12 protein-coding genes are annotated in these 14,725 nt (G+C 44.1%); 5 read left to right on the forward strand and 7 right to left on the reverse strand.

Annotated elements, in window-relative coordinates; all coding sequences use genetic code 11:
• Position 1: 1 nt before the first annotated feature.
• From rph to EGV92_RS04125, 4 genes are all read right to left on the reverse strand, one after another.
• Positions 2–718 (reverse strand): ribonuclease PH, encoded by a 717-nt coding sequence (gene rph, locus EGV92_RS04110; RefSeq protein ID WP_131667915.1) that lies wholly within the window; start codon positions 716–718, stop codon positions 2–4.
• A 151-nt stretch (positions 719–869) separates the two neighbouring features.
• Positions 870–2,684, reverse strand: coding sequence for an AMP-binding protein (locus EGV92_RS04115; protein ID WP_131667916.1), 1,815 nt, complete (start codon positions 2,682–2,684; stop codon positions 870–872).
• Between the two features lie 681 nt (positions 2,685–3,365).
• Positions 3,366–5,096 carry an AMP-binding protein gene (locus tag EGV92_RS04120; protein WP_131667917.1) on the reverse strand — a complete coding sequence of 577 codons (1,731 nt, stop codon included), beginning with the start codon at positions 5,094–5,096 and terminating at the stop codon, positions 3,366–3,368.
• A gap of 163 nt (positions 5,097–5,259) precedes the next feature.
• Positions 5,260–5,514, reverse strand: a complete 255-nt coding sequence (locus tag EGV92_RS04125; RefSeq protein WP_131667918.1) for a VWA domain-containing protein — start codon at positions 5,512–5,514, stop codon at positions 5,260–5,262.
• A gap of 1,019 nt (positions 5,515–6,533) precedes the next feature.
• Here EGV92_RS04125 and parC point away from each other — a divergent pair.
• From parC to EGV92_RS04140, 3 genes are all read left to right on the forward strand, one after another.
• Complete coding sequence (parC, locus tag EGV92_RS04130; RefSeq protein ID WP_131667919.1) at positions 6,534–8,819, forward strand: DNA topoisomerase IV subunit A; 2,286 nt, start codon at positions 6,534–6,536, stop codon at positions 8,817–8,819.
• On the forward strand, positions 8,816–9,259 hold the full coding sequence (locus EGV92_RS04135; RefSeq protein WP_131667920.1) for a hypothetical protein: 444 nt from the start codon (positions 8,816–8,818) through the stop codon (positions 9,257–9,259). The genes parC and EGV92_RS04135 overlap by 4 nt, the downstream gene beginning before the upstream one ends.
• 180 nt (positions 9,260–9,439) lie before the next feature.
• Complete coding sequence (locus EGV92_RS04140) at positions 9,440–9,682, forward strand: SMI1/KNR4 family protein (RefSeq protein WP_131667921.1); 243 nt, start codon at positions 9,440–9,442, stop codon at positions 9,680–9,682.
• Positions 9,683–9,940: 258 nt separating this feature from the next.
• On the opposite strand, the gene EGV92_RS04145 is transcribed toward EGV92_RS04140, so the two are convergent.
• The 3 genes from EGV92_RS04145 to EGV92_RS04155 all read right to left on the reverse strand — a co-directional run bounded on the left by EGV92_RS04145 (position 9,941) and on the right by EGV92_RS04155 (position 11,399).
• Positions 9,941–10,198 (reverse strand): hypothetical protein, encoded by a 258-nt coding sequence (locus EGV92_RS04145; protein ID WP_131667922.1) that lies wholly within the window; start codon positions 10,196–10,198, stop codon positions 9,941–9,943.
• Positions 10,199–10,330: 132 nt separating this feature from the next.
• The gene (locus EGV92_RS04150) at positions 10,331–11,065 is read right to left on the reverse strand and encodes a hypothetical protein (protein WP_131667923.1); all 735 of its coding nucleotides are present in this window, start codon (positions 11,063–11,065) and stop codon (positions 10,331–10,333) included.
• A 70-nt stretch (positions 11,066–11,135) separates the two neighbouring features.
• The gene (locus EGV92_RS04155) at positions 11,136–11,399 is read right to left on the reverse strand and encodes a hypothetical protein (RefSeq protein WP_131667924.1); all 264 of its coding nucleotides are present in this window, start codon (positions 11,397–11,399) and stop codon (positions 11,136–11,138) included.
• 509 nt (positions 11,400–11,908) lie between these two features.
• Here EGV92_RS04155 and EGV92_RS04160 point away from each other — a divergent pair.
• Together EGV92_RS04160 and EGV92_RS04165 are read left to right on the forward strand one after the other, a co-directional pair.
• Complete coding sequence (locus EGV92_RS04160) at positions 11,909–13,042, forward strand: ABC transporter substrate-binding protein (protein ID WP_242678594.1); 1,134 nt, start codon at positions 11,909–11,911, stop codon at positions 13,040–13,042.
• A gap of 419 nt (positions 13,043–13,461) precedes the next feature.
• A complete protein-coding gene (locus EGV92_RS04165; RefSeq protein WP_165525557.1) occupies positions 13,462–14,664 on the forward strand; it encodes an extracellular solute-binding protein in 1,203 nt (400 codons plus the stop codon).
• The last annotated feature ends 61 nt before the right edge of the window (positions 14,665–14,725 follow it).

Below are 14,725 nucleotides of genomic sequence, written 5' to 3' on the forward strand. Positions count from 1 at the left end.
CTTACCAACCAAGTGCGGTTTGCTGCATAGTTACCAGCTTCTCGATACCTTGTTGCGCCATAGCAAGCATTTTATCCGCTTGCTCACGGGTGAATGGCTTCTCTTCAGCCGTACCTTGAATCTCAATAAATTCGCCTTTTTGGGTCATGACCACATTAAGATCTGTATCACAGCTTGAGTCTTCTTCATAATTGAGATCCAAATAGACCTCACCGTTTTTGATACCGACAGACACGGCAGCAACCAGACCAATTAATGGATCAGCCTTAAGCTTCTTTTTCTTCTGCAAGGTCTCAAGCGCATCAATCATCGCCACTGCTGCGCCGGTGATACTAGCGGTACGCGTGCCGCCATCTGCTTGAATCACATCACAGTCGACGTAGATGGTGTTTTCACCCAGTTTAGATAAGTCAACCATCGCGCGTAGGCTACGGCCGATCAGGCGTTGAATCTCTTGGGTACGGCCAGATTGCTTACCACGAGCCGCCTCGCGTTGATTGCGGGTGTTAGTAGCGCGCGGCAGCATACCATATTCTGCGGTAATCCAGCCTTTACCTTGCCCTTTGAGCCAACGTGGAACGCCGGACTCAACACTGGCAGTACATAAGACTTTGGTATCGCCAAAGCTCACCAATACCGAGCCTTCAGCATGCTTGGTATAGTTACGCTCAAAGGTGACGGGACGCAGTTGATTAAACTCTCGGTTATCTATTCGCATGGCGGTGCAGTTTCCTATCGTTATATCTAGCAGCAAGTGAGGATTGAGTGCTGCTATGGATTAATACTTCATCAAAGATGAATGGGGCTATCGTAACGCCATGACTCGCGAATAGCAAGGCATGGCAGATACCTAGAAGCAATGAGGGGCTTTATTCTAAGCCTTCCATTTTACGCAGCTCTTTTCGTAGAATCTTACCCACATTCGATTTTGGTAACTCGTCAACGAACTGGACTTTACGTGGTCGCTTATAGCCAGTTAGGTTTTTCTTACCAAATTCGAGCAGCTCTTGTTCGCTAACCTCACCTTTCTTAACCACGAATATCTTAGGCTCCTCGCCGCGGCTATCACTAGGAACACCGATTGCTCCGCACTCAAGGACGTTAGGGTGATCTGACATGGCCTCTTCGATCTCGTTAGGATAGACATTGAAGCCTGAGACTAAGATCATGTCTTTTTTCCGATCGACAATTTTGATAAAGCCTTTTTCATCCATAATACCAACGTCACCCGTTTTTAAGTAGCCGTTGTCAGTGAAGCTCTCAGCGGTTTCATCTGGACGATTTTGATAGCCGAGCATCACTTGCGGACCTTTAACGCAGATCTCACCGCGCTCACCGACAGGCATCTCGTTACCATCATCATCAATTAAAATTACATCCGTACTGGAGGCTGGAATACCAATTTTATTTGTGAATTCAGCGATGGTCATTGGGTTAAAGGCAACCACAGGCGAGGTCTCAGACAGACCGTAGCCTTCAATAATCGGTAGTCCCGTAATCTCATGCCACTCTTTGGCGACTGAAGCAAGTACTGACATGCCGCCACCAATAGAGGCTTTAAGGTGTGAGAAGTCGAGCTGCTTAAAGGCTTCTTTATGAACCAAGCCATTAAATAAGGTATTGACCGCTGGTAAGAACGACGGCTTATACTTATCAATTTGCTTTATGAGGTCGTCAAGATCACGCGGATTGGGGATGAGCAACGTGTTATACCCTTGGTACATAGGATACATGCCGCAGACTGTGAATGAGAAAACATGATATAACGGCAACGCACCAAGGATGATGTCCTCTGCTTTAACATCGTATTCAAAAGCACTGTTCATCAAGGCACTAATCTGTAGCATATTGGCAGCCAAATTACCATGGGTCAGCATTGCGCCTTTTGCCACTCCCGTCGTACCACCAGTATATTGCAGCAATGCCACGTCACCCAGATCGACATCTGGACGCTTATATTGGCTGGCAGATACTGCACTTAGCGCTGTCTTAAAGCCGACACTATTAGGCAGCTTATATTTGGGAACCATCTTTTTGACGTGACGAACGACAAGGTTGACTATCGAGCCTTTAAGCAGACCGAGCATATCACCCATGCTACAGACGATAATATGCTCTAGCTGCCCTTTACTCTTAGCGTTCTCTAAAGTCGTCGCAAAGTTCTCAATAATGAAGATAGCTTTAGCACCGCTATCTTCTAACTGATGCGATAGCTCGCGGCTGGTATAAAGTGGGTTGACGTTGACTAAAGTCATACCAGCACGAATAACCCCTAAAGCGACTATGGGGTACTGAAGAATATTGGGCATCATCGCGGCTACTTTATCGCCTTTTTTAAGTCCTAACGACTGTAGGTAAGCGGCGATCTGACGGCTATATAAGTCGAGCTTGTGGAAGGTCAACGAGACATCCATACAAGTGAACGCTTTTTTATTGCCATATCGGGCAAAGTTTCGCTCAAATATATCCAGCATTGAGCTGTTCTTAGCAGGCAGCTCGATATCGGCTGGGATACCGTAGCGCTCATAAGTCTCAAGCCATGGCCGGTCGCTTGGAATCTCCGGAATCTGTGGATAAGGCTGCGCGTTATAAGACGATTGATTGCTATTAGTAGCTGACGCACTGGTCGATTGCGCGCTATCTGAATGAGTGGTTGTGTTGTTCACGTCATTTTGTGCTGTCATAAAATTACCCAACGAGTTAAAGATTGTCATAAAATTTAGTAAGTGAATCGCTAATTATTCGGTTATTCGTTCACTTGCTAGTCCAAATACTTTACGCCCAAACATAAAGCCGTATTCAATATGCGCTATGATTGCTAACTTGTGTTCATAGCCAAATCGATCAATGTAGGCGCTGTTACTATTTAGCCAGACTCATCATAAGCGTCATAATCTCTCTGTGTAACGAGCTTAAGAGCCATTACGGTATGCTAATTAATGGTGACATCTTCATAGTAGCATCGCCCTATCGCGATATAGAGTAATGTAAAAATCTGGTAATAACATGGCGCTTTATTATTTATTTGTGAATCTAAAGTCATTTAGCAGTCAACTCTACCCTTTAATAAAGGTAAATAAACAGTTACGGTCATTGTTAGAGCTAAATAATACCTTTTATAATGACAAAAAACTATCTTAACAACCTACCGCCTCAAAATCACACTGTTGCTGTTATTGTCACTAATACTATCCCTGTTACTATTATTGTTATTGCCGCACATAAAAAAGGACTGTAGCCCTTAGCCCAGTCCTTTTTGCGAAGCACTACCCGTTAGCGCTTAGAATAATAGCAGCCTGATTAAATTCAGCATCTTAATATGGCGTCTTTATGCGCTAATCTAGCAATCGTTATGGCATAACTTATTATTTTTTCTGCTTTTTCTCTTCAATCTTACGGATCTCTTTACGTAAAATTTTGCCAACGTTTGACTTAGGAAGCTCATCGATAAACTCAACGTAGCGTGGACGCTTATAGCCAGTTAGGTTCTCTTTTCCGAACTTAAGGACCTCTTCCTCCGTCAGGCTATTATCGCTCCGTACCACATATATCTTAGGTACTTCGCCACTACGCTCATCTTCCACGCCAATGACGCCGCACTCCAGAATTTTAGGGTGATGCGTCATCACCTCTTCTACTTCATTGGGGTAGACATTAAAGCCGGATACCAAGATCATGTCTTTTTTGCGATCGACGATTTTGACAAAGCCCTTTTCGTCCATGACTCCGATATCACCGGTGCGAAAGTAGCCATCGGCCGTCATCGCACTGGCAGTCGCATCTTCACGGTTCCAATAGCCCTTCATCACCTGAGGTCCACGGATACTAATCTCGCCGCGCTCGCCTAGCTCCACCTCATTACCTGCATCGTCCAAGATGGCAGCTTCAGTGGCAGGTATCGGTACACCGACAGTACCGCTAAAGGTGTTCATCATAATAGGATTAGCAATCGCGACTGGGGAGGTCTCCGAGAGACCATAGCCCTGAATCACCACATTACCAGTGACCTCTTCCCATTTATCTGCCGTATTTTTAAGCACTGCCATACCGCCGCCCATCGACATTCTTAGTTTGCTATGGTCGAGTGCTTTAAAGACATCACTATTGGCTAGACCATTAAATAAGGTATTGACCGCTGGAAAGAAAGTTGGTGGATAGTCAGTATAGGCCTTGATTAAGCTTTTGCCATCACGAGGATTAGGCACTAATAGGCCAATACAGCCTCGGCGCAGACCGAACATACCACAGACGGTAAATGAGAAAATATGATACAGCGGTAGAGCGGTCATGATGATAGGCTGCTCGCTACTGTTTTCAAGTTCATCTAATCCACCACCCAAAAAGGTGTCACACTGAATAAGGTTGGCGACAAGATTCTTATGAGTGAGCATGGCACCTTTGGCCACACCTGTCGTACCACCCGTATATTGCAACATAGCAAGGTCACTAAGACCAATATTGTTAGGGCGCTTATATTTGCTTACTGGGACTTTATTGAGCGCCTTTTTAAAGGTGATGCTGCCTTTGATGTCATACTTTGGTACCATCTTTTTGACATGCCGCACGACGGTATTCACCACTAGGCCTTTTAGTGTGCCCATCAGATCTCCCATCGAGGCGATCACGACTTTATCGACCAATTTTTTACCGATATCTTGATAGGTTTTGGCGAAGTTTTCGATGATGAACAGTACTTTGGCATCTGAGTCGTCAAGCTGGTGCTCAAGCTCTTTTGAGGTATACAAAGGATTGACATTGACCAATACATAACCGGCACGTAGCACTGCAAGCACGGTCACAGGCATTTGCAGGATATTGGGCATCATAACAGCCACTTTATCGCCTTTTTTTAAGCCGATCGATTGTAGATAGGCGGCAATTTGTTTGCTATAGCGATCTAGGTCTTTGTATGATAACTCTGAACCCATACAGACATAAGCTGTCTTTTCAGCATGCTTTTCAAGGCTTTCTTCAAAAATATCGATAAGAGAAGTATTTTCGGGCGGCAGCTCGATATCATACTCCATGCCTAGCTCTTGGTAGGTCTTTAACCAAGGCTTATCATTTCGACGTATGAGATGATGTTGATTGTCCATAATCTTAAAACTCCTAACATTTAAAACTTAATTGAAATTATAATTTAGTATAACTAGAAAGGCAGCGAATTAAAATAATCCCCTAAAATGAATGCCATTACTACTGTTAAAATACACTATTATTTGTAAATTACTCAATAGATTATATAAGTAGGCTGCTGAGCTAGGTAAAGCTTCTGAATTTATTAAGCTTTTTATTTTTCTCATTACACGAAGTGGTCGGCAGCACAACGTCCGTACTCTCTGAGTAAGTCAGGATACTGATGATGTCTTGAGCGCGTATCTGCTGGGTCAATAGCTTGAGCGCAGCCTGCGCGAGCAGCAACTTATCACGGCTATCCATGACGCCTGACCTGTCGATCAAAAAGACTAGATTGGCGAGTGGTAGTGTTTTATTACCACTTTTTAGTCCAGCCATTATTAACCTTAATACCGAGCTTAACGATTTTATTGTCTCGGTCGGCTCTTTGCCTGGGGTATTACCGGCACTCTACTGTAACTACCGAGAGCAGCAACATCCATTACCATTGGCGCAATCACGACAATAGGCGAACTCTCAGCTTAAGAGACCTGCAGTTCGCTATAGTAAGTTCATGATAAAAACGCTACAGCGGTACTGGGATGAATTTTTTGCAGCCTCTGTCGACATGCCCGCAGCAAGTCAGAAAAATTTATACCAGTTGCGCACCGTATTGCGATAACTCTATTTTATTTAGACTCGACTATAACTTACTCGCTGACCTTCTCATTACAGAACTACTACTTTACCGCGTGCGACACGCACGAAACAGTAGCCCCGTACCAATGGTTATGCTCAATAACTCTCATCATGGTTGTTTACTGAGACCAACGCTATTAGATCGCTCTTTATTTGTTAAGCAGTGGGTATATCCTAGTGTGGATGAGTCTCCCACCTTTTATTAGTATGGTTACTCACAAGTTTAAATTTACCAACTTATGTTTTATATAAAACATACTCCATTTGCAAGTCCAGTTAAGTGCTTGTTCGGCTTAAAGTCAGCCGTAACTAGCACATAAGTGACGGAACGTCCGTCATAGTTACTATGAAGGAGTGATAGAGCTGTGTCACTTCATCCAAACTTAAGTAGATAAACCCCCTTAAAATCGACCAACATGGGATCGTACAAAACCAGCCGCACGTCATATTCTGTCGTCTATCATCGCTGCCTACTTTTTTATTGACGCAATATCCTTTACGATACGCTATCTTATTCCCTTTATTCGGTTTGTCCTTTTTATGGATACAGACCTACTTTGAATACAAGCAATACCAGCTTACTGTTAATACGAATCTACTGTTAATAGCAACCATGACTACAAAGCCAATGAAAGCTTAAAAACGCACCATATCCTTGATTTAATATTGTCTAATAATGCCACTTTTTTGTTTTAATAATTATAGCGAAACTTATTGTTATGTCTGATGTCACCACCCCTGATGCTACCGAGCTGCTCGCCAGCGAACCTATGGACACCCGCTCCGTTGCGGAGTTCACCGAGCAGGCCTATCTCAACTATGCCATGTACGTCATCATGGACCGCGCGCTACCGCATATCGCAGATGGTCTAAAGCCCGTTCAGCGCCGAATCGTCTACGCCATGAGTGAGCTGGGACTGAAGTCTACCTCCAAGCCCAAAAAATCTGCACGAACCGTCGGTGACGTACTGGGTAAATACCACCCACATGGTGACAGCGCTTGCTACGAGGCGATGGTACTGATGGCGCAGCCATTTAGCTATCGCTATCCGCTGATCACCGGTCAAGGTAACTGGGGTAGTCCTGATGATCCGAAGTCTTTCGCTGCGATGCGCTATACCGAGGCCAAGATGTCGGCCTATGCCAATACCTTGCTCACTGAGCTGGGTCAAGGTACGGTCGATTGGCAGGATAACTTTGATGGCTCGATGCAAGAGCCGGTGACCTTGCCTGCACGGCTGCCCAACATCCTATTGAACGGTACGACAGGTATCGCAGTCGGTATGGCGACGGATATTCCGTCACACAACCTCAACGAGGTGGTGCGCGCGGCTATTCGTTTGCTTAAAAACCCTGAGCTTTCAGTCAAGCAGTTGACCCAGTCTATCCCAGCGCCCGACCTACCGACCAAAGCCGAAATCATTACTTCCAAAAAAGATCTACAAGCCTTGTATGAGACCGGCCGTGGTAGCTATAAGATGCGCGCGGTCTATCACGTCGATAAAAAAGAGAAGAATCTGGTCATCATTGATGCCCTACCGCATCAGGTCTCTGGTAATAAGATCCAAGAGCAGATTGCCAAGCTGATGACGGACAAAAAACTACCGTGGGTGACGGATATTCACGACGAGTCTGATCATGAGAACGCTTGCCGAATCGTGCTAGAGATGCGCTCAAGCCGCGTCGATGTCGATCGGGTGATGAGTCACCTGTTTGCCAGTACTGATCTTGAAAGTAACTACCGTGTCAATATGAATATGATCGGGCTAGATGGCAGACCGCAAGCCAAAAACCTCAAACAAATCCTAGAAGAGTGGCTGGTCAGTCGCCGCGCTGTGGTAACGCGTCGCACCCTTTATCGACTCGATAAAATCGACAAGCGTTTGCATATCTTGGCAGGACTGCTCATCGCTTACCTACATATTGACGAGGTCATCCGTATCATCCGTGAAGAAGATGACCCTAAAGCCGTCCTCGTGGACAGCTATGATCTCAGCGAAATTCAGGCCAATGCTATCCTTGATATTCGCCTGCGCCAACTGGCCAAGCTGCAAGAGATTGAGCTAAAAAGCGAGCGCGATGCGTTAAATGCTGAACGTGCTACCCTGCAAGAGCTGCTCGACAACCCTGATAGCCTCACCAGTCTCATGATTGATGAGCTAACAAGTGATATGAAAGAGCATGGTAATGAGCGTATGTCACCTATTGTCGAGCGTGAGGAAGCCACAGCGCTCAAGGAGTCTGACTTAGTACCAAGCGAGCCTATCACTGCTATCTTGTCACAGGCGGGCTGGATTCGCGCGGCCAAGGGCCATGACGTTGACGCCGCTGGCATGAGTTATCGCTCTGGTGACAGCTATCAAGCACACGTTCACGGCAAGTCCAATGAGAAGATTTACATCATGGACAGTACCGGCCGTAGCTATAGCATCGATGCCCATACCCTCGCCTCAGCGCGTGGTCAAGGCGATCCGCTCACTAGCGTACTAAAACCTGCGGCAGGCGCAAAGTTTGAGCAGTTGCTCGCTGGTGACAATGAGCAAAAAATCATCCTTGCCAGCTCGCAGGGTTATGGCTTTATCAATACCCTAGGCAATCTTGATACCAATCAAAAGGCCGGTAAAAATATCATCAACTTCGCTGATGATGCGCGTCTATTAACTGTGGCTAGTATTGATGTTAAGGTCGAGGGCGAACAAGCCAAAGTAGCGCAAGACCAAATCGCTGTGGTGACTTCCGCAGGCTATCTGCTCATCTTCCCGATTGATGAGCTGCCGGAACAGGCGCGCGGAAAAGGTAATAAGCTGATTAATCTAAAAGACGATGAAGAGGTCATTGCAGTCGCCTCCCTCCATCATGATGATAGCTTGACGGTGACAGCAGGCAAACGTCATGTGACGCTAAAACCGATGGACTTGGCCAACTATACAGGCAAACGCGGCAATCGTGGCTCACAGCTGCCGAGAGGCTTTCAGAATGTGAGTGGGATTGAAGTGACTGAATGAAACACTTGATTTTATTATTGGTAAGCTCACTGGTATCGAGCGTAAGCTTCGCTGAATGGCAATTGGTCAATGAATATGATCCGATCGATGATTTTGATATTTATGTCGATTTTCATAACGTTGAAGCATTAGCCAATGGCCGCTATCAACTTCCCATGAGGACCAGTACTTTACCGCAAAGTAGTGTAACAACTTATTCGATGCCACTTTATGAGCCTTATACCAGTGCGATGCAGATTATTGACTGTAACAATCAAACCATCACCACGCATTCACAAAAAATATTTGCCAAAATAGCGCCATCGGCATCATTTATTGATGTATTAGCCACCTTCAATTCCGCTAATGCTAACGACGATGAGTATCGCACTCGAGACTTGTCAAAATCAGATATGGTCGATACTAAACTAAGTGCAAGATTATGTAGTGAAAGGGAATAATAAAACCTCATCAAGCTTTAGCTATGGGAGTTTTTAAACCCTCCTGCAACCTTAGCTGAGATCAAACATCTAGAAGAAAAAATAGGCAAGCCTCGACCACAAGACTTTGTAGCATTGTATCAATGGCATAATGGGCAGGCAGATAATGCAGCTACTTGACCTTGGTATGGTCTAACTTTTATGCCTACTCAGAAAATACTTTATTATTTAAATTTATGGCAAAAAATAGTGGATGAGTTAGAAGAAGATGAGCTTAACTCCATGCGTGACGTGATGTCTTCTATACCTGATGGTCACGTCAAAAAACTTTCTATCAACCCTTTTTGGCTCCCTTTTGCCCATGACCATGGTGGTAATTTCCTTGGTATAGATTTAGAGCCAGACTCTCTAGGTACGGTAGGACAGGTCATCAACTTTGGTTGAGATGAAGAGCGTAAAATCGTAGTCGCTTTAAGTTTAGCTGAATGCTTAGTTTGGTTATTAAAAGAACTCGATAAGGGTAATTTTGATATTGCCATAGAAAATGAAGATAATGGTGATAGAAGCTTTAATATGCTCAACCCAAATAAAAGTCACTTTTTGGATGCACTAACCGTCCTTTATCCTGAATCATAACTGTGTTCAGGACCTCCCCTATAACTCTTGAAAATTTAAGCATGAAAAGGGCTTTTTATTTATAAATTAACTCAACTTAAAAACCATCTCAAACGCCAATAACATCGCTACGCTAAGGCCAGCACCGACCAATAAACACAGCTCAAACCCCAAAGGTGTATCCTTCAATGGCATCTGTGTCACACCATCAAGATGTAAGTTTTCCTGCTTATTAACCAGATAAATCACTAACCCAAGACCAAGCATAAATAGAAATGGGATTAGGGAGTAAAACCAATACTGCTGCAAGTCTATATAAAGCTGGTAAAGCGCAAACCCTGACATACTTATAATCACTAGACCAATAAGGCGGGTAATAAGCCAAAGTTTGGTGAATTGGCACGACGCCATGGTGCAAAATATTAATAAGCGCATCAATACGAGCTTGGTCTCTAGAGGCGGTCATTAATGCAGCGGTTAATTAGTTTTCATCTCCTCCCAAACACCCCGAAATATCGCCTTCATATCATCTAGCATGGCTCGGCTAAGCGGTGTAGAAAAGTGCCTCACCCCATGAACTGGAATACCATCAATTTCAGTCCGCGCATAATAGTCCATCATCTTGACATCTTTGCCCGTACCATTGATAGCAATGGGTAGCTGCTTGCTAGTGATCTCTGTGCGACTATCAAGCTTGGGGTGATACCGCTTGATAAACTCATCAAAGGTTCGCCAGCCAATACAGACGATATGCTTGGGATTGATAGCGGCAAAGTCCAAATGGGTCAGCTCGCGGTGTTCGGCTTGCATGTCTTTGGGCAGCTTTTTAATTTGTGCTTTGACGACGCTTTCAGTAGGGCTGGCAAAATACGACAGCAGACTGGTCTCCGCACAGTGCTCAAGTTTACTTAAGTCACCGCCGCAAGCGATGTCCAATACCCGCTTGGCAAAGCGATTGCCCAGTTGCAGCTCTTCGATATATTTGCAAGGTTGGGACTGATAAGGCACTAACCTAGTATTGGCTTTACGCGCAGGCAGATTATGCCATTGTCGATGACCTGGGTTAATACCGATAAACAAAATGTCAGGGTTTTTAGTCTGACCTGTTATATAGTGGCCGCTGAAATAAAGCGGATTGTCCTCGGGGAGGACTTGGTTGGCGCGCCTAAGGAAATCATTAATGCGTTGTTGTTTGTCTGCAAAATAGCTCATATCAAATGATTCTAGTTAGGCCATCAAGATCATTAGCTGGCGGTTAAATTGATTAAGCTGCTTAAAACAACTAAGCCAAACGACTGAGCATTCGCCCAATGGCGCTTCCAAGCTTATAGCAAATCCAAGCAACGATAGCGAAGACTAGCGCAGACAGTAGATAAGCCAACCAAGCAGGAACTCCCGTCAACCAGCCAGCAGTAAATGCCAGCCCTTGAAACGCTTCGAAGGGACGCCCTAAAAGCGGCGTAGGGGTACCCGCAGTGAATAATGCCACAAGCCCTATGAGGCCAAGTATGGCCGTAGTTATTGCAAATACTCTAGCGCTACTCATGTTGTCTTTTCTCTACTTATCAAAAGCAAACTCATCAAAAGTTCACTTATTAAAACTATGACCGCTATTATACCGCTTACCCTACATAGACTGAGTATAAGGTCAGTTAGTTCAGCGTATCGCGAGGTTATCAAGAGGTATCGGCAAGCTAGGTCATATACTCAATAGTTTGAACTAAAGTTATTTATTGAGTGCTAAACTCCTAGTATTAACTGCTAACAAAACACTCGTCATAACAAAAACTTAAATATCAATTGCCGCTTAACTCTTATTTATTTGCTTTTAATCCTGTTAACTGTCATATTTCTTGGTCACTTCATTATGAATAATAGGATAAACGGAAAACATTCCCTATTATAATGATACAATGTGTCTTTTTAGCTTTGCTATACTATCCGCGCAGCTATAAGGCCTTATAGGCCGAGACCCTACTTGATACCTATCATTTACAATACAGCTAAATCCGTTTTATCGGTATGGTTATTTTTCTTTGATTTAGGAGACCAACATTGCCAAGTCCATCTTTATCTTATAAAGGCGTACCGCCATTGTTCCGTACCATACTCACTGTCAGCTTGAGTGCCACTTTCGCCCTATCAGCAGCTGCCCTTAGCGGCTGTAGTAAAACAGAGACTGCGGATGGCGACACTGCGACAGCAACCGGTGAGACACTTAATCTATACAATTGGTCGGAATATATGCCGCAGCAAATCATCGACGGCTTTGAAGAAGAGACTGGCATCGAGGTTAACTATACGACCTTTGATTCGAATGAAGCGATGTACGCCAAACTGAAACTATTGGACGACTCAAGCCAATATGACCTAGCCGTACCTTCCACCTATTATGTCGAGAAGATGGCTAAGCAAGGGCTACTACAAGAAATCGATAAATCTAAGCTAACCAACTTTAATAATCTTGATACCTCTTTTTTGAATACCAAGGTTGATCCTGAGAATAAATACTCTATTCCTTATCTTTGGGGCAGTACTGGGCTGGCTATTAATGGCGACGTTGTCGATCCCGCTAGTGTGAATAGCTGGAGCGACCTATGGCAACCAGATTTCGCTGGTCAAGTGATGCTGACCAATGATATGCGTGAAGTATTTGGCATGGCGCTTATGTCGCTTGGATACTCTGGAAATAGCACCGACCCTAATGAGATTAAGGCCGCTTATGACAAGCTAACCAAGCTTATGCCTGGCGTAAAAACCTTCAACTCTGACGCTGCAAGAATGCCCTATATCGAGGGCGAGACCAATGTGGGGATGATTTGGAATGGCGAAGCCGTCATGGCCAATGATGAAGGGCTAACCAGTCTTCAATACAAATACCCTCGCGAAGGTGCAATCTTATGGATGGATAACTTTGTCATTCCTAAGAATGCTGCCCATACTGACGCTGCTCTTAAATTCATTGACTATATCTTGCGTCCCGAAAATGCGCAAATTATCAGTGATGAAATCGGCTATGCTACACCTAATAAAGCTGCCCGTGAGCAGATGCCAGATGAGATAAAAAACAACCCTGCTATCTATCCTGATACCTCAATACTCGCAAAATCTGAATTTCAAGAGGATGTGGGCGATGAGGCGCTGCGCATTTATCAGCAGTATTGGGACAAGCTAAAAGCCAACCGCTAATCTATTTAGCTACTTAACGACTTACTCAGACTAAGCTACTTGCTAAAACCATTTATTGATGTAAAGACTTCTTTATTTCTGGCTTTTTAACTCATAGTTGAGTGGTCAAGTAGAGCAGCAAACTGATTAGTTTGTCATTAATGAGTAGTACTGATTAAGGTCATAAGCTTATTAGCCTGTGACCTTAACTTTTAGACAAAAAATCAGCTGACAGTTATTTAAGTCTAGTTTATAGGCGTCTGTCAGCAAAATTGTCATTAAACAGCTATTAACTTAGCCACTAACCACAATCCTATATCAGTCGACCATTAATTAGCCACTCTGGTCGTTCGTGATTAGAAGTTATCTCCTTAATCCCTCCACCGTTGTCATTTATCGCTATATTACTGTTTGTGTCACTTTTTATGCTTTCAATATTTATGAGACCAGCTGCCCTATCCTTATTTTTTACGCGCTTTAATATCACCATTACCTCCTTATTATCACTAAGTTTGAGCTTGTTACTCACTGCCTGCCAACCGGTTAACTTTGAAGCCGATAACGACGCTCAAACGCAGCGGCCAATACTACGGATCTATAATTGGGTAGAGTACATGCCGCAGCAGATTATAGATAACTTTGAAAAAGAGACAGGCATTGAGGTCATCTATGATACTTATGATTCCAATGAGCAGATGTATAACCGAATTACTCAGTCGGTAGCTAATTCAGCTCGCAGTGTATCTGATACTTCAACTGGCAACCAAGCCCCCTACGATTTGGTCATACCTTCTAGTTATTTTGTAGACAGAATGCGTCACGAAGACTTATTACACCCTATCGATAAGTCTAAACTGAATAACTTTTCACAATTAAACCCAAAAACCCTAGATACCTTTATTGATCCAAATAATAACTACTCTATTCCCTATCTCTGGGGTACAACAGGGATAGCAATCGATTCACAAGCGATTGATCCTAATACAGTGAACCGGTGGCAAGACTTATGGCGACCTGAATTTAAGGGGCGACTCTTGCTATCCAACGATATGCGTGAAGTATTCGGTATGGCACTGCTGTCGCTCGGCTACTCAATCAATAGTGAAAATCCAGAAGAGATCAGACAGGCTTATGAGAAGTTACTTAAGCTGCTTCCTAATGTCGCGGTTATGGAGTCAGAGTTTAGCCGTTCCGGCTATATGACAGATCGCGCTGATATCGGTATGATTTGGAGCGGTGAGATTATGTTGGCTCAAAAACAGGGTATGGATTATCTTACCTATAAGTATCCTAGTGAGGGTGCCATACTATGGATTGACAGTCTGGTCATTCCCAAGAATGCTCAAAATATTGAGGCAGCTTACCGCTTTATTAATTTTATATTACGCTCAGAAAACGCGCGAATTATCAGCCGCCAAACGGGGTACGCGACTCCAAACTTAGGGGCACGGCTATTTATGACGCCCAGTGAGATCGCTAACACCACCATCTATCCTACTCAGGAGCAGTTTAATAATGCTGAACTGCATACTGCTATTAGCGCAGACGCCCTGAAGATTTATGAGTTCTACTGGAACAAGCTGCTAGAGCGTAGTAAACAGCTTGAAACTGAGCAGACCGCCATAACCACCTCAGCTAAATAGACCTATCGATGACCACCGTAGCCGATACGCTCAAAAAATCGCAACACATTAAAATCATCAC

It is taken from the genome of Psychrobacter pygoscelis, from assembly GCF_004335015.1.
In the GTDB taxonomy this organism is placed as follows: domain Bacteria; phylum Pseudomonadota; class Gammaproteobacteria; order Pseudomonadales; family Moraxellaceae; genus Psychrobacter; species Psychrobacter pygoscelis.

Bases quoted from the DNA above. Each gene is read 5' to 3' on its own strand.
- EGV92_RS04115 (WP_131667916.1), bottom strand. From the start codon at position 2,684: ATGACAGCACAAAATGACGTGAACAACACAACCACTCATTCAGATAGC.
- EGV92_RS04125 (WP_131667918.1), bottom strand. From the start codon at position 5,514: ATGGCTGGACTAAAAAGTGGTAATAAAACACTACCACTCGCCAATCTA.
- EGV92_RS04135 (WP_131667920.1), top strand. From the start codon at position 8,816: ATGAAACACTTGATTTTATTATTGGTAAGCTCACTGGTATCGAGCGTA.
- EGV92_RS04120 (WP_131667917.1), bottom strand. From the start codon at position 5,096: ATGGACAATCAACATCATCTCATACGTCGAAATGATAAGCCTTGGTTA.
- EGV92_RS04145 (WP_131667922.1), bottom strand. From the start codon at position 10,198: ATGTCAGGGTTTGCGCTTTACCAGCTTTATATAGACTTGCAGCAGTAT.
- EGV92_RS04155 (WP_131667924.1), bottom strand. From the start codon at position 11,399: ATGAGTAGCGCTAGAGTATTTGCAATAACTACGGCCATACTTGGCCTC.
- parC (WP_131667919.1), top strand. From the start codon at position 6,534: ATGTCTGATGTCACCACCCCTGATGCTACCGAGCTGCTCGCCAGCGAA.
- EGV92_RS04140 (WP_131667921.1), top strand. From the start codon at position 9,440: ATGCCTACTCAGAAAATACTTTATTATTTAAATTTATGGCAAAAAATA.
- EGV92_RS04165 (WP_165525557.1), top strand. From the start codon at position 13,462: ATGAGACCAGCTGCCCTATCCTTATTTTTTACGCGCTTTAATATCACC.
- rph (WP_131667915.1), bottom strand. From the start codon at position 718: ATGCGAATAGATAACCGAGAGTTTAATCAACTGCGTCCCGTCACCTTT.
- EGV92_RS04150 (WP_131667923.1), bottom strand. From the start codon at position 11,065: ATGAGCTATTTTGCAGACAAACAACAACGCATTAATGATTTCCTTAGG.